Source organism: Stenotrophomonas sp. Sm10 (genome assembly GCF_030985515.1).
Taxonomy (GTDB): Bacteria; Pseudomonadota; Gammaproteobacteria; order Xanthomonadales; family Xanthomonadaceae; genus Stenotrophomonas; species Stenotrophomonas hibiscicola.
Genome location: NZ_JAPTFO010000059.1, coordinates 1 through 21,180, shown reverse-complemented (window position 1 = coordinate 21,180; position 21,180 = coordinate 1). Strand labels below are relative to the sequence as shown.

The 21,180-nt window shown below is 68.5% G+C and carries 18 protein-coding genes; 6 read left to right on the top strand and 12 right to left on the bottom strand.

The window, feature by feature from the left end:
- Window positions 1-71 precede the first annotated feature (71 nt).
- Together O0J15_RS15420 and O0J15_RS15415 are read left to right on the top strand one after the other, a co-directional pair.
- On the top strand, window positions 72-467 hold the full coding sequence (locus O0J15_RS15420) for a hypothetical protein (RefSeq protein WP_019658780.1): 396 nt from the start codon (window positions 72-74) through the stop codon (window positions 465-467).
- A gap of 125 nt (window positions 468-592) precedes the next feature.
- Window positions 593-1,138, top strand: coding sequence for a glutathione peroxidase (locus tag O0J15_RS15415; protein ID WP_308305900.1), 546 nt, complete (start codon window positions 593-595; stop codon window positions 1,136-1,138).
- Window positions 1,139-1,222: 84 nt separating this feature from the next.
- Here the strand turns inward: O0J15_RS15415 and O0J15_RS15410 are convergent, their stop codons facing one another.
- The 6 genes from O0J15_RS15410 to O0J15_RS15385 are packed head-to-tail and all read right to left on the bottom strand — an operon-like array spanning window position 1,223 to window position 5,319.
- Entirely contained in the window at window positions 1,223-2,236 is a 1,014-nt protein-coding gene (locus O0J15_RS15410; protein ID WP_180833046.1) for a VacJ family lipoprotein, read from the bottom strand.
- 1 nt (window position 2,237) lies between these two features.
- Complete coding sequence (locus O0J15_RS15405) at window positions 2,238-2,549, bottom strand: lipid asymmetry maintenance protein MlaB (protein ID WP_021203287.1); 312 nt, start codon at window positions 2,547-2,549, stop codon at window positions 2,238-2,240.
- Window positions 2,539-3,201, bottom strand: a complete 663-nt coding sequence (locus O0J15_RS15400; protein WP_021203288.1) for a phospholipid-binding protein MlaC — start codon at window positions 3,199-3,201, stop codon at window positions 2,539-2,541. Before O0J15_RS15400 ends, O0J15_RS15405 begins: the two co-directional genes overlap by 11 nt.
- Window positions 3,198-3,722 (bottom strand): outer membrane lipid asymmetry maintenance protein MlaD, encoded by a 525-nt coding sequence (mlaD, locus tag O0J15_RS15395; protein ID WP_021203289.1) that lies wholly within the window; start codon window positions 3,720-3,722, stop codon window positions 3,198-3,200. Before mlaD ends, O0J15_RS15400 begins: the two co-directional genes overlap by 4 nt.
- Window positions 3,723-3,781: 59 nt before the next feature.
- Window positions 3,782-4,531 carry an MlaE family lipid ABC transporter permease subunit gene (locus O0J15_RS15390; protein ID WP_005414955.1) on the bottom strand — a complete coding sequence of 250 codons (750 nt, stop codon included), beginning with the start codon at window positions 4,529-4,531 and terminating at the stop codon, window positions 3,782-3,784.
- Window positions 4,531-5,319, bottom strand: coding sequence for an ABC transporter ATP-binding protein (locus O0J15_RS15385; RefSeq protein WP_010487485.1), 789 nt, complete (start codon window positions 5,317-5,319; stop codon window positions 4,531-4,533). Before O0J15_RS15385 ends, O0J15_RS15390 begins: the two co-directional genes overlap by 1 nt.
- Window positions 5,320-5,508: 189 nt before the next feature.
- Here O0J15_RS15385 and recC point away from each other — a divergent pair, with 189 nt between their 5' ends.
- From recC to O0J15_RS15365, 4 genes are all read left to right on the top strand, one after another.
- Window positions 5,509-8,856, top strand: coding sequence for an exodeoxyribonuclease V subunit gamma (recC, locus tag O0J15_RS15380; RefSeq protein ID WP_155030382.1), 3,348 nt, complete (start codon window positions 5,509-5,511; stop codon window positions 8,854-8,856).
- Window positions 8,853-12,533 carry an exodeoxyribonuclease V subunit beta gene (gene recB / locus O0J15_RS15375; protein ID WP_308305899.1) on the top strand — a complete coding sequence of 1,227 codons (3,681 nt, stop codon included), beginning with the start codon at window positions 8,853-8,855 and terminating at the stop codon, window positions 12,531-12,533. The genes recC and recB overlap by 4 nt, the downstream gene beginning before the upstream one ends.
- A complete protein-coding gene (recD, locus tag O0J15_RS15370; protein WP_308305898.1) occupies window positions 12,530-14,410 on the top strand; it encodes an exodeoxyribonuclease V subunit alpha in 1,881 nt (626 codons plus the stop codon). The genes recB and recD overlap by 4 nt, the downstream gene beginning before the upstream one ends.
- A 130-nt stretch (window positions 14,411-14,540) precedes the next feature.
- Entirely contained in the window at window positions 14,541-15,077 is a 537-nt protein-coding gene (locus tag O0J15_RS15365; RefSeq protein WP_227845076.1) for a hypothetical protein, read from the top strand.
- Window positions 15,078-15,391: 314 nt separating this feature from the next.
- On the opposite strand, the gene O0J15_RS15360 is transcribed toward O0J15_RS15365, so the two are convergent.
- From O0J15_RS15360 to O0J15_RS15335, 6 genes are all read right to left on the bottom strand, one after another.
- Window positions 15,392-15,790: a hypothetical protein gene (locus tag O0J15_RS15360; RefSeq protein ID WP_207049659.1), complete on the bottom strand. Its 399-nt coding sequence runs from the start codon at window positions 15,788-15,790 to the stop codon at window positions 15,392-15,394.
- A gap of 94 nt (window positions 15,791-15,884) precedes the next feature.
- Window positions 15,885-17,924 carry an FUSC family protein gene (locus O0J15_RS15355; RefSeq protein WP_308305897.1) on the bottom strand — a complete coding sequence of 680 codons (2,040 nt, stop codon included), beginning with the start codon at window positions 17,922-17,924 and terminating at the stop codon, window positions 15,885-15,887.
- A 3-nt stretch (window positions 17,925-17,927) separates the two neighbouring features.
- The gene (locus O0J15_RS15350) at window positions 17,928-19,388 is read right to left on the bottom strand and encodes an efflux transporter outer membrane subunit (RefSeq protein ID WP_164145507.1); all 1,461 of its coding nucleotides are present in this window, start codon (window positions 19,386-19,388) and stop codon (window positions 17,928-17,930) included.
- Window positions 19,385-20,302: an HlyD family secretion protein gene (locus O0J15_RS15345; protein WP_227845072.1), complete on the bottom strand. Its 918-nt coding sequence runs from the start codon at window positions 20,300-20,302 to the stop codon at window positions 19,385-19,387. The genes O0J15_RS15350 and O0J15_RS15345 overlap by 4 nt, the downstream gene beginning before the upstream one ends.
- On the bottom strand, window positions 20,299-20,508 hold the full coding sequence (locus tag O0J15_RS15340; protein ID WP_010487502.1) for a DUF1656 domain-containing protein: 210 nt from the start codon (window positions 20,506-20,508) through the stop codon (window positions 20,299-20,301). The genes O0J15_RS15345 and O0J15_RS15340 overlap by 4 nt, the downstream gene beginning before the upstream one ends.
- A 108-nt stretch (window positions 20,509-20,616) precedes the next feature.
- Entirely contained in the window at window positions 20,617-21,072 is a 456-nt protein-coding gene (locus O0J15_RS15335) for a MarR family winged helix-turn-helix transcriptional regulator (protein ID WP_012481667.1), read from the bottom strand.
- Window positions 21,073-21,180: the final 108 nt, after the last annotated feature.

Genomic DNA, 21,180 nt, shown 5'->3' with positions numbered 1-21,180 from the left:
GCCACACTGACACGCCGCCTGCATCGCCGATGGGTATGCTGGCGGCCTGTCCGCTTCGACCAGGTACCGCCATGCGCCTGCCCCGCTTCACCAGCCTTGTCCTGACCGCGCTGCTCGCCGCCTGCAGCAGCACGCCAACGACCGTGGACACGACCACGCAGGCCGCCTCCAGCACCCCCGAAGCGGACGAGGCGTACCGCGAAGCGCGCGACGTGGACTGCCAGGCCGCCGGTGGCACCCTGCAGCGGCTCGGCCGGCTGCAGCGCGAGCAGTGCGTGATTCCCTATGCCGACGCCGGCAAGGCCTGCAGCCGCAAGAGCGACTGCAGCGGCCAGTGCCTGGCCACGGGCGACGTGGCCGCCGGCAGTGCCGTCACCGGTACCTGCCAGCGCGACGTGCGCCAGAACTTCGGTTGCCGCCAGCGCATTGATGACGGCAAGGCGCAGGGCACGATCTGCGTGGATTGAATCCTGCCTGTAGAGCCGAGCCCACGCTCGGCTGATGCCACAGCAGCCGAGCGTAGGCTCGGCTCTACAACCGCGTGCACAGCGCTATGCTGGTGGGCCATTTCCCGCTGTTGCCGGAGCCCCACGTGAGCACCCCGATCCAGGACATTTCCCTCACCACCATCGACGGCCAGCCGTCCTCGCTTGCCGACTACCAGGGCAAGGTGCTGCTGCTGGTCAACGTCGCCTCCAAGTGCGGCCTGACCCCGCAGTACGAAGGCCTGCAGGCGCTGTATTCGGAAAAGCACGCGCAGGGCCTGGAAGTGCTGGGCTTCCCCGCCAACAACTTCCTCGGCCAGGAGCCGGGCAGCGAGGCGGAAATCCAGCAGTTCTGTCAGCTTACCTACGACGTCAGCTTCCCGATGTTCTCCAAGATCAGCGTGGCCGGTGACGACACCCACCCGCTGTATCAGCAGCTGACCGCCGCCCAGCCGCATTCGATCGGCGAGGGTCCGCTGCGTGAGCGCCTGGCGAGCAAGGAGATTCCGATCCACGCAGCGCCGGCAGTGCTGTGGAACTTCGAGAAGTTCCTAGTTGGCCGCGACGGCGAGGTCATCGCCCGCTTCGCCCCGGACGTGGCTGCCGATGACGCGCGCCTGCGCGACGCCATCGAGGCCGCGCTGGCGGCCTGAGGAAAGCGTGCCAACCGAGGTTGGCATCTGCCGGAAAGAAAAACCCCGCCGAGGCGGGGTTTTTTCATGCACGGGCTGCAGCGATCAGTTGCTCCAGTTCGGCATCGGCATGGCATCGACCGGGATCGGAGAATTGGCATCGTCGTGGCCACGGTCGCGCTTGCTGCGCAGATCGTTCTCGATCTGGTAGTTGCGGCGCTGCATCCACGCATCGCGTACCAGCGAGTACTCGTCTACGGCGGTGTCACGCAGGTCGTCGACCGCCAGCAGCTGCGCGCGGGTATCCACCAGCTGCAGGCCCTGCAGGCCGATGCGGACCTTGTCCTCCTCGATGCGGCGGATCGGCGACAGCGGAATGTCACCGGCCAGGCCGAATACATCGCGTACGGTGCGCGGGCCGAAGAACGGCAGTTCCACGTAGCGCGAACGCCGCCAGCCCCACGCACCCAGGGTCTGGCCGAAGTCTTCATTGCGGCGCGGCACCATCGCCTTGCTGGCCGGATCGAACAGGCCACCGATGCCCAGCGTGCTGTTCATCAGAAAGCGGCCGAGGCTGTCCCAGGCATCGGCACCGCGGCCCTGCAGCAGCTGGTTGGTGATGGTCACCGGTGCCCGCAGGTTGCTGAAGAAGTTGCTGACGCCGGTGCGGGCGAAGCGCGGCACTACGTGGGTGTAGGCCGTGGCCAGCGGACGGGCAATGCCGCGGTCGACCGCGTTGTTGAACTTGTGCACCTTGCGGTTGAACGGTTCCCATGGGTCGTAGGCTGCCGCACTGCCGGTGTTGCCGCTGCCGCCATAGAGGGCATCGAAGTCGTCATCACCACCGGGGGCGGTCGCCGCTGCGGCCCTGGCCGCATCGGTGTCGGCGCCGCGGGCCGGTACGGAGGGTGGCGTGGCCGGTGCAGGGGCGGCAACCACGGCTGCGGCCGGCGCGGCATCAATCGTAGCGGTATCGGCGGTGGGGGCGGAGGCCTCGGCGACGGTGCTGGCCGGGACCACGGTACTGGCTGCCGGTGCATCGCTGCGTGCGGGCTTGCCGGCGCAGGCGGTCAGCGCGGCGGCCAGGACGATCAAGGGGAGAGTGCGTACGACGTTCATGTCAGCTCGCAGCAGAAGTAGCGTTGAAATCCAGATCGGGCGACAGCCGGTAGGCTGCGCTCAGCTCGTTGTAGCCGGCCGGCGCGCCGGAGACGACCAGTGGGTGACCGCTCCTGCGCGCGCGTGCCGCCAGCTCGGCCAGCAGCGCCAGGCCGGCGCTGTCCACGCGGTCCACCTCGCCCAGCTCCAGCCGTGACAGCTTTGCCGGCAGGGCCTGCAGCTGCGGCCACAGCGAGATCACCGCGGCACGGTCGAGCACCCCGCGCAGGCGCAGGGTGTCGCCTTCCAGCAGTGCCAGTGCGTTACTTGCCATTGCCCGCGGGCCCGGCCTGCATGCTGCCGCTGTGCAGTTCGCTGGCCACCTGCTTGATGCCCTTCTGGCGCAGCGGGGTATCGAATTGGTTGCGGAAGGTCTGCACGTAGGAAATGCCTTCAATGTTGACGTCGAAGATCTTCCACTGGCCGTTCACGTTGCGCATCCAGTACTCGACCGGAGTCGGCTCGTTGCCGGCGCGCACCAGTTCGGTGCTGACACGCACGCCACGATTGCCCGGCAGCGGGCTTTCACCCTTCAGGCGGAAGCTTGGCTTGCCCTGGATGTTGAGCAGGGTCGAGCCGTAGCGCTGCATCAGGCTGTCGGCCATCGCATCGGCGAACAGCTTGATGTCGGCGTCGGAAGCGCCGCGGGCGTGCGGGCCCAGCACCAGACGCGCGGCGTAGTCGCGGTCGAAGGTGCGGGTCAGTTCGCTGTCGATGTAGCTGCGCAGGCTGGCCGGGTTGCTGGTGAACTCGCTCTTGCGCTGCTGCAGCGTGGACAGGATGCGGCTGCTGGCATCGATCACCACCTTGCCGGCCTGGCTCTGCGTTGCGGCAGCGGCAGGTGCGGCGGCCTGGGCCTGGGCCAGGAACGGGGTGGCTGCCAGCAGCGCCGAGGCGAGCAGGGCCGGGATCAGTTTCATTTTCATGGTTGCGGTTCCGTTGCAGGCGCCTGCGCGCCATCGTTGGGCTTCTGAGCAGTGCCGCCACCGGCGCCGCCACTGAACATGTACTTGCCGACCAGCTGGATCAGGTCCACGGCCGGCTGGGTGAAGACGATCTCGTCGCCGGCCTTCAGCACGTCCGGGTCACCGCCCGGCTGCAGACCGATATAGCTCTCGCCGAGCAAACCACTGGTGAAGATGCCGGCCGAGGTGTCCGCCGGCAGGTCCTTGACCTTGCTGTCCATGCGCAGCGTCACGATGGATTCGAACTTCACCGGGTCCAGGTCGATCGAAGCGACCTGGCCGACGGTCACGCCGCCGATCTTCACCGGCGCCTGCTTGCGCAGCTGGCCGACCTGGGAGAAGCGCGCCTTCAGGTCATAGCCCTCACTGCCCCAGCTCCAGCGCTGGTTGGTCGAGGCCACGGCCAGCACCAGCAACGAGGCCAGAGCCAGCAGCAGGAAGGCGCCGACAGAGAATTCAAGTCTGGGACCGCGGATGGCCATGTGGATTACCTGATCGAGTCGTGGTGGCCGCGCGCGCCTGCGCACCGCCGGTGGAGGGGTTAGGTGAACAACATTGCCGACAGCACGAAGTTGAACATCAGCACCAGCAGCGAGGCGTTGACCACCGCACGGGTGGTCGCCACCGAAGTGCCTTCAATGGTCGGCTCGGCGTGGAAACCAACATAGGCGGCCACCAGCGCGGCAGTGCCGCCGAAGATCGCCGACTTCAGCATCGCCACGCCGAAGTCGTCCCAGAAATCCACGCTGTTGCGCAGCGCCGACCAGAACACGCCGTTGTCCAGGCCCAGCACGTGCACGGCTTCGAAGTAGCTGGCGCTGATCGCCAGCGAACAGAAGATGCCGGTCAGCAACGGCACAGTCAGCACCGCCGCCCAGAAGCGCGGCGCCACCGCCTTGGCTACCGGATCGATCGCCATCAGCTCCAGCGCCTTGATCTGGTCGGTGGCACGCATCAGGCCCAGTTCGGCGGCGATCGAGCTGCCGGCGCGGCCGATGAACAGCAGCGCGGTCAGCACCGGTGCCAGCTCGCGGTACAGCGACAGGCCGAGCAGGGTCGACAGCGCGTCGGCCGCGCCGAAGGTGGTCAGCGTGCGGTAGCCCTGCAGGGTCAGCACCAGGCCGACGAAGGCACCGCCGACGGCGATGATCGGCAGCGAGCGCGCGCCGATCTTGTAGATCTCGCGGGTCAGCTCGGCCAGGAAATCACGCGTGGGCAGCGAACCGCGCAGCACGGTCAGCGAGAACAGGCCGGCGCGGCCAAGCGAGCGGGTGGCTTGGACGAACGGCATCAGGCAACCCTCGCGCGTGGCGCGGCATCGAACGGAATCGGGCCATCGGGCTGGCCGTGCAGGAACTGCCGCAGCAGCGGGTCCTGGCTGGACTGCAGTGCCTCGGGCGTGCCCTGGAACACGATGCCGCCATTGGCGATCGCGATCACCTGGTCGCAGATCGGCAGGGTCTCGTGCACGTGGTGGCTGACGATGATGCTGGTCAGGCCCAGGCTGTGGTTGAGGCGCTGGATCAGGCTCATGATCACCCCCGAGGCGATCGGGTCCAGCCCGGTCAGCGGCTCGTCGTAGATCATCAGCGGCGGGTCCAGCGCCAGTGCACGGGCCAGCGCCACACGGCGCGCCATGCCACCGGACAGCTCGCGCGGCCAGGCATCGGCGGCGGCCAGCAGGCCCACCGCATGCAGCTTCATCTGCACCAGCCGGCGCAGCACGGCGGTCGGCAGGCGGGTGTGCGTACGCAGCGGCAGGGCGACGTTCTCGGCCACGGTGAGGTCGGTCAGCAGGCCGTTGCCCTGCAACAGCACGCCCACGCTCTTGCGCATTTCCAGCAGCGCGCCGCTGTCATGCGGGATCGGCTTGCCGAACAGGGTGACCTCGCCGGCGACCGGGCGCAGTTCGCCGGTCAGCGCCGCCAGCAGGGTCGACTTGCCGCTGCCGGACGGACCGAGCACCGCGGTGATGCTGCCCTTGGGCACCTGCAGCGACACGTCGCGCAGGATCGTGCGTCCGCTCCGGTCGATGCGGACGTTGGATAACTGCACCAGACTGGAGGTGGAAGCCGACATGGGCACCATTAACGTTTTTTAGACATCGAAGGATCGGGCCCGTCGGCTGAACATAAGCAGACTGGACGGTCCAGTATTGTTGCACGGCAAGGCCTCGCGCAGGCCGGGACAATCGCCCGGCAGCCCGGAACAATCCGTACCGGCGATGGGCTGACCATTGAATACTGCCTGCCGTCCTGCACACTGTGCATGATGAGTGACCCGGGCAGCGATTTCCGCCTCTACCATTCCAATTCCCTGGACGTGCTGGCCGCGCTGCTGGCGCGCAACGTGCGTGTGCCAGTGCAGGGCCAGCCGCTGCTGGCGCCGGAAGTGGTGCTGATCCCGCAGGTGGCGATGCGGCGCTGGCTGCAGGCGACACTGGCCGCGGAATTCGGCGTCGCCGCCAACCTCCAGTTCCTGACCCCCGGCGAGTTCGTGGCGCGGGCGCTGAAGGCCAACGTCAGCGGCGAGCAGGACGATCTGGACGCGGCCGGTCTGCACTGGAAGCTGTATCAGGCACTGCGCGACCCGGCGCTGCTGGCGCAGCCGCCGATGCGCGCGCTGCAGTCCTATCTTGCCGGCGATGACGCATTGAAACCCTGGGCGCTGGCCGGCGAGCTGGCCTCGGTGTTCGAGAAGTACCAGGCCTGGCGCCGCGACTGGCTGCTGCGCTGGGCAGCCGGTGCCGATCCGGCCGACCCGCAGGCGATCCTGTGGCGCACCATCACCCGCGGCCGCGACTACCGCGCCCGCCGCATCCAGGAGTACCTGGACCGCTTCGAAGGCGCCGGCCAGCCGCTGCCGCAAGGCCTGCCGCCGCGCATGTCTGCGTTCGCAACGCTCAACATCTCGCCTGACGTGCTGCGGGTGATGGCCACCCAGGCCCGGGTGGGCGAGCTGCACTTCTACATGCCCACCCCGGTGCAGTCGTACTGGGGCGACCTGCAGACGCTGGCCGAGCGCCTGCGCAGTGGCGCACCGGATCCCTTCGGTGAAGCGGCCGGCGAGAACCGGCTGCTGGAAGCGTGGGGTGCGGCCGGGCGCGACTTCATGGCGGTGCTGGGCAGTTACGAGGTGGTGCATCCGGCCGGCGAAATCGCCGCCTATTCCGATCCGGAGGAGGACACCGGGCCAAGCCTGGACGAAGGTGGCCTGTCCGACAGCCTGCTGCATCGCCTGCAGCGTGACCTGTTCCACCGTCGCGCGCTGCCCTCGGGTGAACTGCGCGACGGCCTGCGCAGCGACGACCCCAGCCTGCAGGTACACGCCTGCCACACCCGCCTGCGTGAGTTGCAGGTACTGCACGACCAGCTGCGCAGCCTGCTGCAGGACCCGCGCTTCGACCCGCCGCTGCAGGCACGTGAGATCGCGGTGCTGGCGCCGGACATCGATCCCTATGTGCCGTACCTGGAAGCGGTGTTCGGCGGTCGCGGCGGCGAGGAGGAACACATTCCGTATGCGCTGGCCGACAGCAGCCCGCTGGCGGGCGAGCCGCTGGCCGATGTGTTCGTGCATCTGCTGGGCCTGCCGGTCTCGCGCTTTGGCCTGAACGAAGTGCTGGACCTGTTGGCCAGCGCCCCGCTGGCCGAAGCGGCCGGGCTGGAAGCGGTGGACTTCGATCGCCTGCATGGCTGGCTGCAGCAGGCCGGCGCACGCTGGGGCCTGGACGCAAGACACCGCAACCAGCACCAGGCACCGGCCGACGACGCCTACACCTGGCAGTTCGCGCTGGATCGCCTGGTACTCGGCCATGCCACCGGCAGCGAGGCCGACGTGGCCGGCGTGGCGCCGTGGATCGAACTGGAAGGCGGCGCGCTGGACGCGCTGGACCGGCTGCTGCGCCTGTTGCGCGTGCTGGCGGTCTACCAGCGACGCCTCGGCGAGCTGCTGACCCCGGCGCAGTGGCGGCAGCGCCTGCTGTCGCTGCTGGACGCACTGCTGCCCACCGCGCCCAGCTCGCCCAACAGCCAGCGCGCGCTGGAGCGCCTGCGCAAGCTGCTCAACCAGTTCGCCGACGATGCCGCCAAGGCCGGTTTCGAAGACGGCGTGCCGCCGGAGGTGGTGCGTTCGCACTTCGCCGGCGCATTGGGGGAGGCCGATACGCGCGCACCGCTGCTGACCGGTGGCATCAGTTTCGGCCGAATGGTGCCGATGCGGCTGCTGCCGTTCCGGGTGATCTGCGTGCTCGGTCTTAATGATGGCGATTTCCCCCGCCGTGACCCGGCCGCCGGTCTCAACCAGCTCACCGCCGAGCTGGATACGCCGCGCCGCCGTCCGGGCGACCGCTCCACCCGCGAGGATGACCGCTTCCTGTTCCTGCAGCTGTTCGCCGCCGCGCAGGAGGTGTTCTATCTCAGCTATCTCGGCGCCGATCCGCGCGATGGCAGCGTACGTGAGCCGTCGGTGCTGGTCAGTGAACTGATCGATGCCGCCGCCGCGTATCACCTCGATCCGCCGGCGGCGGTCCGCGATTTCACCGTGCGCCACGCACTGCAGCCGTTCTCACCGGCTGCTTTCGGCGATGGCGATCCACGTCGATTCAGCTATCGCCGCCAGTGGCATCCGGCTGCCGGGCGCCTCAGCGGCCAGCGGGGCGACCTGCAGCCGTGGTTCGATGCACCGTTGCCGCCGCCGCTCGACGATGCGGTGGAAGACGAGGTCGCACTCGATACCCTGCGTCGTTTCCTGTGCGACCCGGCCGGGCAGTTCCTCGCACAGTCGCTGGGGCTTCGCCTGGCCGACGAGGTGGAGGAGGTGGATGACCTGGAACCGCTGGTGCTGTCCGCGCGCGGACCGGAAAAGCGCAGTGTGCAGGCGGCGGTGGTACGCGCCACGCTCAGCGGCGATGCCGAGCCGTTGTACCCGCGGTTGCGCGCGCGTGGCTTGCTGCCGTCGGGTCCATTGGGCGAGCGCCAGTTCGAGGTGGAGCAGTTGAAGACACGCCCCTATGCCAGTGCGCTGCTGGGCTGGATGCAGGGCGAACCACTGGAAAGCCGTCGCTACGAAGTGGACATCGATGGCGTGCGCCTGCATGGCCGCGTGGCCGATCGGCATCCCGAAGGGCTGGTGCGCCTGCGTGCCGGTACACTCAATGGCAATGCAGTGATCCGCCACGGCCTGGACTGGCTGCTGGCGAACGCGGCGGGCGATGCGCTGCCGCTTGTGCAGTTCCATGACGGCGGCGATGCCGGTCCCGGTCCGCACGTGCTGCCGGCATTGAGCGTTCCCGCTGCACGTGCGGCGCTGCGTGCGCTGCTGCAGCTGCGCCAGCGTGGCCTGCGCGAGCCGCTGCGCTTTGCCCCGTACACCGGCTGGGCGCTGTACAACGCGCCGGCAGAAAAGCAGCGCAGCGAAGGCTGGAAGCAGTGGCACGGCAGTGACCGCACCTGGGGGGAATCCAGAAGTGACGCGTGGCAGCTGCTGCTGCGCGGTGCCGACCCGTTCGCCACCGATGCCGGCTACGCCGACCTGCTGCGCAACAGCCAGCTGGTCTTCAGCGCGGTGCGCGAAGGCCGCGCTCTCGGCGCCGAAGCACGCCAGGAGGGCAACGCATGAACACCGCCATCGCCGAAGACGGCATCGAATCCCTCAGCCGCGATCCCTATCTGGCGCTGCCGCTGGAGGGCATCCGGCTGATCGAAGCCAGCGCCGGCACCGGCAAGACCTTCACCCTGGCCACGTTGTTCACCCGCCTGGTGGTGGAGCAGGGCCTGCGCATCGGCCAGATCCTGGCGGTGACCTTCACCGATGCCGCCACCCAGGAACTGCGCAAGCGCATCCGCGAGCGCCTGGCGCTGGCCGCGCGCCTGGTCGACCTGGAAGCGGCCGACGGTGAAGCACCGGAGGTGCGATTGACCCGCGACGTGCTGCAGCGCCATCTGCAGGGCGGCACCGAGAGCGCCGCCGCACTGAAACGCCGCCTGCAGGTGGCCGCAGACGAGATCGACCTGGCGTCCATCTTCACCATCCACGGCTTCTGCACCCGTGTGCTGCGCGAGCATGCGCTGGAAAGCGGCCACACCTTTGATCCGCCGGAACTGCTGGCCAGTGACCGCGAGCTGCTGGAGGAACTGGCAGCGGATCTATGGCGCGTGCATGCCAATGACCCGGCCACGCTGGAGCCGCTGACCTGGCTGTGGTCCAACCCGGATGCGCTGGCGGCCGATCTGCGCGCGTTGCTGGCTACGCCGCCTCTGCACCCGTTGCCACGGCCGGTGGCGCTGGCCGATCCACACCCAGCATTGCAGGCCACCGCCGCCGAACTGCAGCAGGCGCTGCGCGAGCATGGCGAGCAGTTCTTCATCGACCTCTGCGATGCGGTCGACAACAAGTGGCTCAACGGCGTGTCCTACAAGCTGGGCTGGCTGCATCCGCTGGGCCGGCAGCTGCTGGCCTGGGCCGAGCGCGCCGACCCGCGCGAGCTGCTGATCAGCGAACGCCTGCCGGCGCTGCTGCCGGAGGCGTTGGCCGCCAAGACCAACAAGAAATTCGCCGAGCGCACGCCGTCGTCGCCATTGCAGGCACCGTTGGCGCGCTATGTCGTGCTGCTGGCCGAACGCGATGCCTGGTTGCGTGCCACCGCATTGAATTTCCTGCACGCGCTTCGCGCCGACGCCACGCAGCGGCTGCAGGCACTGAAGCGCATCCGCCGGGTGCAGACCTACGACGATCTGATCGATGGCGTAGCGCTCGCCCTGGAAGGCCCGCAGCGACTGACGCTGGTCAGGCAGCTGCGCGCGCAGCACCGCATCGCGCTGGTTGATGAGTTCCAGGATACCGACGATCGCCAGTGGGGCATCTTCCACACCGTGTTCGGTGATTCGCCGGAGGTGCGCGGGCTGGGCCTGGCACCGGCGTTGTTCCTGATCGGCGACCCCAAGCAGGCGATCTACGGTTTCCGCGGCGGTGATATCCACACTTACCTGAAGGCCAAGCAGGTGGCGCAGCAGGCGCCGGTGCTGGACCAGAACTTCCGCTCGCGACCGTCTGTGTTGCGCGCGTTGCAGGCGCTGTACGACAACGCTGGCGAAGACGCCTTCCTCGAACGCGACATCCGGTTCGAGCCGGTGCGGCCCGGTGGCGTGCGCAGCGATGCGGACTACCTGCGCGCCGGCCAGGCCGCCGCGGCGCTCACCCTGCGCGTGCTCCGCAGTGGCGGTGACAAGGCGATGAGCGCCGATGCCTCGCGCGATGCGGCGACCCAGGCCTGCGTCGCTGCGATTCACCAGATCCTGGTCGAGGCGCGTGCGGGCAATGCCGTGTTGCGTGGGCGCCCGGTGCAGCCCGGTGACATCGCGGTGCTGGTGCGCTCGCATCGCGAGGCCACCCTGGTGCAGCGCGCACTGGCCGCGGTCGGCATTCCGGCAGTGGCAGCCGGCAAACAGAGCCTGTTTTCCACGCCTGAAGCGCGTGATCTGCGTGCGCTGCTGCTGGCACTGCTGCAACCGGCCGACGAGGGCCGCCTGCGCGCAGCGCTGGCCACGGTACTGCTCGGCCAGCGCGCAAGTGCGATTGCGGCGATGGAACGCGACGGCGACCTGCAACGCAGGTTCCAGGCACAGCTGCTGCACTGGCGCGAGCGCTGGCAGCGCGGCGGACCGTTCGCGGTGATCGCCGATGTCTGTGCCGCACAGGGCGAACGCCTGCTGGCGCTGATCGATGGCGAGCGCCGCCTCACCAATTACCTGCAGCTGGGTGAACTGCTGCAGGAAGCCTCCGCGCAGGCGCTGGGCATGCACGGGCTGCTGGACTGGTTGCAGGGGCAGATGGCCAGCGCCGACCAGGATGACGAGCAGCAGCTGCTGCGCCTGGAATCGGATGCGCGCCGCGTGCAGATCATCACCCTGCACAAGAGCAAGGGCCTGGAGTATCCGCTGGTGTTCCTGCCCTTCGTCGGCATCGACGGCGGCGCACCGAACACGGCCTCGCACTGCACCGTGCACGTCGGCGGCCAGCGCCAGCTGCACTGGAAGCTGGACAAGGACGAGGCCTGGGAAGCGGCCACCGCGCAGCGCGAACGCGAGCAGCGCGCCGAGGATGCGCGCCTGCTGTATGTGGGACTGACCCGCGCCGAGCATGCGCTGTGGATCGCCGTGGGTGATCTGGCCGGGCTCGGCAAGACGCGGCTGGCGCCGCTGCTGGGTGACCTGCAGGCGCTGCGCGCGCTCGCCGATGTGCACATCGATGACAGCGAGGCGCCGGCCACGCTGCCGCAGCTGGCGGCCGAAGTGGAAGGTGAGCTTCCAGCCGTGCGTGCACTGACCCGGCGCGTGCCGCACGACTGGTGGGTGTACAGCTTTACCCAGCTGGCCCACGCAGATGCAGGCGTTGGCAGCGATATCGAAGCGGCCGCCACCGAGCTGCCGGCACCGGCCGCCGACGAACCGGCCGGCCCGGAACTGCCATTGGAACCGGCGCTGCCTGAACCCACCGCGGCCGCCGAGGACAACGCCCCGCTCGATCCGCGCTTCATGGGCAGTCGCTTCGGCAACGTGCTGCATGAGGCGATGGAGAACGTCGACTTTGCTGCATGGGCGGACTGGCAGCCGGGCCTGGAAGCCCCTGAGGGGCAGGCCGAGGTACTGCGCAAGGCGCTGCACGACGAAGGCTATGCCGACGTCGACCTGGACGACGGCGTGGCGGTGCTGGTGCCGCTGGTTGGCCACACCCTGACCGTGCCGCTGCCCGAAGGCGGCGCGCTGCACAGCCTGGGAGAAGGCGAGCGCCGCGCAGAAATCGACTTCCATTTCGCCATCGAACCGACCACGGTGCCGGCGCTGCTGCAGGTCCTTCATGCGCACGGCGTTTCCAGTGGTCGTCGAGGCTTCGGCCAGCGTCGCCGCCTGGAAGGGCTGATGACCGGCATGATCGACCTGACCTACGTGCGCGACGGGCGCTGGTACGTGCTCGACTACAAGTCCAACCGCCTGCCCGGCTACAGCCCGGACCTGCTGGCCATTGCCATGCGGCACAGCGAGTACGACCTGCAGGCGCTGATCTACACCGTGGCCCTGCATCGCTGGTTGCGCTTCCGCCTGGGCGCGGCCTACGACTACGAACGTGACATGGGCGGCATCCGCTACCTGTTCTGCCGCGGCCTGGATGCTGCCGGCAACGGCGTGCATGTGGACCGCTTCCCGTTCGCGCTGGTGGATGCACTCGACGCGCTGTTCGCAGGTGGCGAACAGGCCCAGGCCGAACTGGCCGCACGTGCCCGTGGGGCCAGCGCATGAGCCTGCTGAAGGAACTGCACCAGAAGGGCCTGCTGCGCACCCTCGATCACGCGTTGGCGACCAGCCTGCAGCGGCTGCGCGACGACACGCCCGAGAGTGTGGCGCTGGCGGCGGCGCTGGCCTCGCTGGCGGTATCGCAGGGCCACGCCGCGTTCGATCCGGCACAGCCGCAGCGGTTGCTGGAAGGCGTGCCCGAGTGGCCTGCCGCGCAGGACTGGCTGGCGCAGCTGCGCGCATCGCCCTGGGTAGCGACGCCGGAGCAGGCAGATGCCATCGCCGAGGATGCGCCGCTGGTGCTGGAGAACGGCCTGCTCTACCTGCGCCGCTATCGCGAGTACGAGCGCCAGTTGGCGGCCGGGCTGCAGCGCATCGGCCGGCATCCGCTGCCGGCGCCGGACATGACGGCGTTGGCGCCGCTGTTCGCGCAGCTGTTCCCGCAGGCATTGAACAGTGAAGATCACCAGGCACGCGCAGCCGGCGTGACCCTGCGCCATCCGCTGGCACTGGTCACCGGCGGCCCCGGCACCGGCAAGACCACCACCATCGCGCGCCTGTTGCTGCTGCTGGCGGCGCAGGCCCGGCATGCCGGCCAGCCGCTGCCCGAGGTGGCGTTGGCCGCGCCGACCGGTCGCGCTGCCGAGCGCATGGCCGAGAGCCTTCGCGTAGCCGTGCAACGGCTGCAGGAACAAGGAGTGGATGCGACGTTGTGCGCGGCATTGCCCAGTACCGGCACCACCCTGCATCGCCTGCTCGGCGTGATTCCCGATTCACCGCGCTTCCGCCACCACGCTGATAATCCACTGCCGGTGGATGTGGTGGTGGTCGACGAAGCGTCGATGATCGATCTGCCGATGATGGCCAAGCTGGTTGACGCGATCGCCAGCGGCACGCGGCTGATCCTGCTCGGCGATCCCGATCAGCTGCCCTCGGTCGAAGCCGGTGATGTGCTCAGCGCGATCCTGCGCGCCAGCGGTGATGGCATCGGCACCCGCGCCGATGATGCGCAGGCACTGCATGGTCTGCTGGCGCCGGCCACCTTGCAGCCGCAGGCGGCACCACGCGCCTTTGCTGGCCGCCGCGTGCAGCTGCAGCGCGGTTACCGTCAGAGTGATGCGCTGGACCTGGCGCCGCTGGCGCATGCCGTGCGCGAAGGCGACAGCAGCACCGCATTGCAGCTGCTGCGCGGCGGGTCTCTGGCGGGCGTGCATTTCCACGAAGGCGAAGCCGATCCATTGCGTGGCCAACGCGAGCATCTGCTCGGCCACTGGCGCGCGCTGGCCGAGGCCGCTGATCCGGTAAGTGCCCTGCAGCAGGCCGGGCGCCTGCGCGTGCTGACCGCATTGCGCGAAGGCCCGCAGGGCGCGCGCGGGCTCAACAGCCGTATCGAACAGCTGCTGGCAGGCAACACCCCGGGCTACTTCCAGGGCCGCCTGCTGCTGGTCACCGAGAACAGCTACCGGCATCGCCTGTTCAACGGCGACATCGGTATCTGCCTGCGCGACGACAGCGGCGCGATGGTGGCCTGGTTCCCGGGCGACACCGTCGAGCAGCCACGCGCCTTCCACCCGGCCGCACTGCCCGCGCATGAAAGCGCCTTTGCGATGACCGTGCACAAGGCACAGGGCTCGGAGTTCGATGAAGTGTGGCTGCAGCTGCCACGCCAGGACAGCCGCGTGCTCTCGCGCGAGCTGGTCTACACCGGCCTGACCCGCGGCCGCCAGGTACTGCATGTGGCCGGCAGCGCCGACGTGCTGCAGGCGGCGTTGAAGCGCCACGCCAGCCGGCTGGGTGGTCTGGCCTGGCGGCTGGGTGCGGAAGACGTGATCGAAGCACCGGCGCCCATCGAGCAACCCACGGTGCAGGGCCAGTTGTTCTGAACCGGGGTCGGATCCCGTTCCCACCGGGAACGGACTCTGACCCCGTCGCCCCGATGTCGCATTTGCCCTTTGATGACGCCGTTGGCGCTACCTATCCTGCGTTGCTACCCCACGACACAGGAACCGGCGCATGGCCCTAATCGCCTTGGATGACCCTCGCTGGGCCGAACTACAGCATGCCTATGGAGCTGCGGATGACATTCCGGAGCTGCTGGCGAATCTGAGTATTCCGAAAGACGAAAGATCCGAAGACGATCCGATTGAAGACACCTGGGAGGAACTTTGGAGCAGCTTGTGCCATCAAGGGGACGTCTACAGCGCTTCGTTTGCGGCTGTGCCGCATATCGTGAACGCACTTCTGCTTCAGCCAAAGCCACTCACATTTGACTTCGTTGGATTGCCAATCAGCATCGAGATGGAGAGGCGGGAGGCGGGTATCGCGCTTCCTGATATCGCTGAACCCGAGTACTCCGAGGCGCTTCACCGGCTTGCGAAGTTCGCTGGTAGCGTCGTAATGGAGAAGCACGATTTCAGCACGAGTACGTGTCTGCTGACGGCGCTGGCACTGGAGCACGGAAATGCTGCGGCAGCGTGGGCGCTGGCCTTTGTGGTATCCGGTGAAAAGGACGAAATGGAAGAAGCGATGGAGCTTTTCCGGAATCGGTGAACCCTCCAGTCACGTCCAGAATCGCCAGCTAAAAGCAGTCGAGCATGGCTCGACTCTACAACAGCGTACTTCGATCATTCCGACGTTCATCCATGCATGGCGTGGATCTACTGCAGATCGCGGGAAACTGTCGAAGGCGGGGTGGGTCCGGTTGAGGGGGCGTGAGCCGCATGGATGCGGCGACCGAGCTTACATGGACGTACTTGCAGCGTCCCCCTCAACCGGACCCACCCCGCCTACCCACGGATAGCGCGCATTTGACGTTGCCGTGGCCGTTGATTCGGCAGGTGCAGGGCGCAGCCCTGCCGCCAAACCTACTCCGGCATCAGCACCAACCCATCCGGGAACACGATCGCCGCTTCATCCGAACTCACGTCGAAGAAGCCCACGCCGTGCTTCTCGGCCAGATCCTGCACCCGCCCGTGCGCGCGCTCGGCCAGCGAGTAGGCGAACGCGCCGTAGATCACCTGCCGGCCGATGCTGTAATCGGTCACCTCGGCGCGGTCGTCATCGTCGTTGCTCAGTGGTCCGTTCAACGGCGGGAAGTCCTGCGCCATCTCCGTGAACCACGCCTGCAGCGCCGGGCTGCTGACCGCCGGGTCGTCGTACTCGTGGCGCTCGTTCCACTGCGTCTGCTTCTCGAACCAGGCGATGAAGGCCGCCGCTTCGCGCGGGGCCGCGCTGGCCTCGAACACCATCATGTCGTAACTCATTGAACCGTCCTGTGGGGATCGCGAGTGGCCGCCGGGCATGGCCCGGCGCTACCGGGCCACGATGGTAGCGCCGGGCCGCGCCTGGCGGATCGCATTACACGGACGGCGATTCGGCGCCTACCCATCCCGGCGCCAACGCCTTCGCCTCCGGGAACAACGCGAAGCGCAGGCCGATCAGGCCCATCAGCGCCTCGTCGCGGGCCTTGCAGGCGCCCACGCTGCCGACCCGTCCCAGCGAGGTATCCAACCGTTCGCGCAGCGCCTGGTCTGCAGCAATCGGCTTGCGCGCCGCGATCTGCCGCCGGTAGTGCCCAGCGATCTCCTCCAGGATGTGCTCGACGGCTTCGCGGCTGCGCTCGGGCAGTTCCAGCCGTGCACGGCGCAGCTGCAGGATGTTCAGGCCGATGCGCGCCTCGTTGAGCATGTCCACCGAGGCGATGTCGCTGCCCTCCGGCGTCGCCGCCAGGCGCGGGGCGAGCAGGCCCAGTAGGTCGAGCATGCGTGCGGCGAAGCGCTGCCGATCCTGCTGGCCGCGTCCTTCGGCGGCTTCGGCCAGCGTGGTCCAGCCCTGCCGCACCAGCCGGCGTGCGGTCCACTCGGCACCTACCGAACGGAACAGGCGGGTCATCACCACTGCAAAGCCAATGCCGATGAACATCGCGATCGACGAGTTGAGGAAGACCTGGATGTTGGCGCTGTAGGTGTTCTGCAGGCTCAGCAACGCAGCCAAGTTGACTGTCAGCGGCAGCGCGAACAGCGCACTCTTGGGATGATGCAGCAGCAGTCCCAGCGGCAGGAAGGCCACCGCCAACACCAGCGCCAGCAGGCCGAAGTCGTGCACGGCTGGAAACACGCCGAACAGGTACACGCCCGCCACTACCGAGGCGACCATCGCCCACACCAGAAACTGCACCATGCTGGGGGCCGGATCGTCCTGTGCGGCGAAAAATGCGGCGGTCACCGCGGCCATCATCGCGCCGTTGCCGCCGCCTTCCCAGCCCAGCGCGATCCACAGCACGCAGTAGCTCATCAGCGCCACGCCGGCACTGAGCGCGGAGAACAGCGCCATGCCGTAGTCGACGTGCTTGTCGGCGGCCACGCGTTCGGTGCGGATGCGGTAGTGCGCGCGGTCCAGCGGCGCGGTGCCGTGGTCGATGGCGTGCTGCAGGGTGCGGCAGTCCTGCCACAGGTCCACCAGTTCTTCCAGGCGCAGCAGCAGGCTGGCCAGCTGCAGGTGCTGCAGGTCGCGGTCCACCTGCGGCTTCAGCGCACTGATGCGTGCGCGCAGGCGGGCGTACTCGCTGGCATTGGTCGGCCCGTCGAGCCAGTCGTGGATGTCGTCGATCAGTTCCGGCAGGCCTTCCGGCAACGCCTGGCCATCGCTGCGCAACGCACTCAGGCGGTCGGCGATCGAGGACAGCACCGGCAACAGCAGCAGCATGCGCTCGCGCAGGCGCTCCATCGACACCGCCGACCCTGCATGGCGTGGATCATCGCGGCGCAGGAATTCGATCAGCGCCTCGAACTGCACCAGATCGGCGGCCAACCGGTTGCGTGGCGCGTGTGCACGGCCACGTTCCAGGATCTGCCGGCACCACTGCGCGGCGTCCTCCATCCAGTTGCCGATGCGGGCGCGCAGCATCGGCCGCACCGAGGCCGGGAACAGCAGCGAGGCGAACAGCACGGCCACCACCGTGCCGAGAATGATCTCCTCGCTGCGTGCCACCACCGTGTCGAAGATGGTTTCCGGCGAGGTCACCGCCGGAAAGCCGATGAAGGCGGTGGTGTAGCCGGCCAGCAGGAACGCGTAGCCGCGCGGGCCGCGGTTGAGCAGGGCCATGAACAGGCAGCCGGCCAGCCAGATCGACATGGCCGCGCTCAGCACCAGCGGCGTCTCCACCAGCGCCGGCAGCACCAGCAGGGTGGCCAGGCCGGCCACCAGGGTGCCGACGATGCGGTACACGCCCTTGGCCCGGGTCGGGCCCAGCAGCGGCTGGCTGACGATGTACACCGTGCCCATCGCCCAGTACGGGCGTGACAGGTTGCCGGCCATGGCGATGTACAGCGCGGCCACTGCGGCCAGGTAGGTCTTGATCGAGAACAGCCAGGCCTGGCGGTCGGTCAGCGCGTTCATGGCTTACTTCGCTGCGGTCGGGGTGCCGGCCGCAGCGGTGCTGGCTTGCCAGCCGCCGCCCAGCACCAGGAACAGATGGATCTGGTCGCGTGAGACCTGCGCTTCGGCGGCGGCCAGGGCGGCATCGCTGGTGGCCAGGCTGCGGTCGGCATCCAGGCTGGACAGGTACGGCGTGCGGCCACCCTGGTACAGCCGGCGGTTCTGCTCGGCAGCCAGTGCGGCCTGTTCCTGCGCGATGCGCAGCGACTGCAGCCGGCGCAGGTCCTGCGCATAGCGGTCCAGCGCGGTCTGGGCCTCGCGCAGCGCCTGCAGGACCGTGTGGTCGAACTCGGCCAGCGCCGCGTCGGCACCGGCTTCGGCGGCGTGGATGCGCGCGTGCGTGCCCGACGACGGCAACGTCCACGAAATCAGCGGGCCGATCGACCATTGCTGGGTCATCGGCGTGCCGAAGTCTTCCAGCAGGCCGGCGGCACCCACCGAGGCACCCAGGCGGATGTCCGGATACAGTTCGGCGGTGGCCACGCCAATGCGCGCGGTGGCCGAGGCCAGCTTGCGTTCGGCCTGGCGCACGTCCGGGCGGCGCTGCAGCAGCGCACGGCCATCACCGACCGGCAGCGGCTGCGCCAGGCCGGGGGCGTGTGCACAGTCGATCACGCCAGCCGGCAGCTGGCCCGGGGTCTGCCCGAGCAGGGCGGCCAGCGAATAGGCGGCCGCCGAGCGCTGCGCATGCAGCGGCGGCAGTGCAGCTTCCAGCAGCGCCACCTGGGCATTGGCGCGGGCCAGCTCCGGCGGCGTGCCACGGCCAGCCGCGATCAGGCGCTCGGTAACGGTGCGGCTGCGCTGTTGCAGCTGCAGCGAATGCTCGGCCACGTGCAGTTCGTGGTTGGCATGGCAGATTTCCAGGTAGCTGTCGGCCACCTGGGCGACCACACTGACCTGGGCCAGATCGCGTGCCGCCGCCACCGACTGCTCGTCGGCACGCGCCGCTTCGGCGCCGCGCTTGAGCTTGCCGAACAGGTCGAACTGGTAGCTGACCGCGAACTTGCCATCGGCCAGGTTGATCACCGGCAGCTCGTGCTCCTGCAGGAACGATTCGGCCGACAGCTGCGCGCGGCTGACGCCGGCCTCGGCCTCGTACTCGAAGCCGCCGGCGTCCAGCGCCTGTTCGTACACGGCGGCGGCGCGGCGCAGGTGCGCATCGGCGGCCTTCAGTTCCACGTTGTCACGCAGCGCCTGGGTGATCAGCCCGTCCAGCACCGGGTCGTTGTACAACGACCACCAGCGGTCGGGCAGCGCCTGGTTGGCGGCCACCTGCGGGTTCTGCGTATCGATGAAGGCCGCATTGGCCTCCGGGCGCTTGAACGCCGAGCCTTCCGGCAGCGCGTAGTCCGGGCCGACGGTCCTGCACGCGGCCAGGCTGGCCAGCGCGACGATCAGGCCGAGACGGGGCAGGGTGGCGTTCACAGGCCCGCCTGTGTCGGCGCGGTGCCGACCTTGTCTGCATGCTTCGTGCTGTTGGTCTGTACGGTCACCGTGGCGGTACGGCCGGCAATCAGCTCCACGCCCTTGGGCACCTCGTCGATGGCGATGCGCACCGGAATGCGCTGCGCCAGGCGCACCCAGTCGAAGGCCGGGGTCACGTTCGGCAGCAGGGTGCTGCCGTTGCTGCGGTAGCGATCCTCGATGCCGGCGGCGATGCTCTCGACATGGCCGCGCAGCGGCGCCGATTCGCCCATCAGGCGGATGTCCACGCGCTGCCCCGGGGCCACGCCGCGCAGGCGGGTTTCCTCGAAGTAGCCGTCGATGCGGAACGAGCCGGTGTCCAGCAGCGCCAGCACCGGCTTGCCGGCCACCACGTAGTCGCCCACGCGCATGGTGCGGTCGTTGACCCGGCCATCGGCCGGTGCGCGCACCTCGGTGCGGCCCAGGTTGAGCTCGGCCAGGTCGACCGCCGCCTGTGCGGTGCCCAGCGCAGCCTGTGCAGCCTGCAGCTTGGCGCGGCGCACTTCGGCGTCCTCGGCGGCGACCAGATCCTGCAGGCTGCGGTCACGGCTGATTTCGCGGCGCAGCTGCGCCACCGAGGCCTGGCGCTCGGCCAAGCTGGCCTTGGCCTGTTCCAGCGCGATGCGGTAGCGCGCGCGGTCGATCACGAACAGCACGTCGCCCTTCTTCACCGCCTGGTTGTCGGCCACGTTCACCGTTTCCACCAGCCCGGACACGTCCGGTGCCACCTGCACCACGTCGGCACCGACATGGGCGTCGCGGGTCCACGGCTCATCCATGTAATAGACCCACAGCTGGCGCAGCACCAGCAGGGCGACGATCACGGCTGCGCTGGTCAGCAGTATGGGCAGGGTCTTCTTCACGATCTTGTTCACGATTGCATCCAACGCAGGAGGTGGAACAGCAGGCCAAGCACGATCCCGTACAGCGCCAGGTTGAACAGCGCCGGGTGCCATACATGGCGATAGGCGCCGGCACGCTGCAGCAGCGCGTGCAGGCCGCTGTTGACCAGGTAGGCCAACAACATCAACCCGAGCAGGGTCGGGACGAACACTCCATGGAGACTGAATTCACCGGGCATCGGAAGGGGCGGGGGCGAGGTGGGGGAGGGGAGGGACAACAGAACAACGGCAACGGGCAAAAGCCGCTGGCGTGTGCACGGCAGCGGCGGTGTTCGGGGGCAGCGGTCTTACGTGATGCGGTCGGCGGCCTCGGCCAGCAGGCGCCATGCCTTCAGCACGGCGTGCAGTTCATCCATGGAAAGCTCGCCGAACACGTCCTGGCGCAGGCCGATCAACTGGTCTTCCAGCTCGCTGACCAGCGCATGGCCCGCGTCGGTCAGCCACAGCAGGTTGGCGCGGCGGTCGCTGGCGTCGCTCTCGCGGCGGACCAGGTCGCTGGCGCACAGCTTGTCCAGCAGGCGCACCAGGGAAGGACCCTCCATGCCCAGCTGCTGGGCCAGCGCCACCTGGCGGATGCCACCGCCGGAGCGGCCGATCATCAGCAGGGGCATGGTGCAGGCGGTGGAGATGCCGTAGCTGCCGAGCCGACTGTCGGCCAAGCGCTGCCACTGCCGCCCTGCGTACAGCAGGCCGGAGCTGAGCTGCATCTGCAGCACGGTGCGCTCGTCGAGAGGTCGGTCCATAAGAGATAGATAGGATACTACTAATTTCATTCCTATTAATAGGTTTTTCTGAATGGGGGGTGTAGTGAGGAAAGCGTTGCGCCTGCCTGGTGTCGGGTGGGCAGGGGG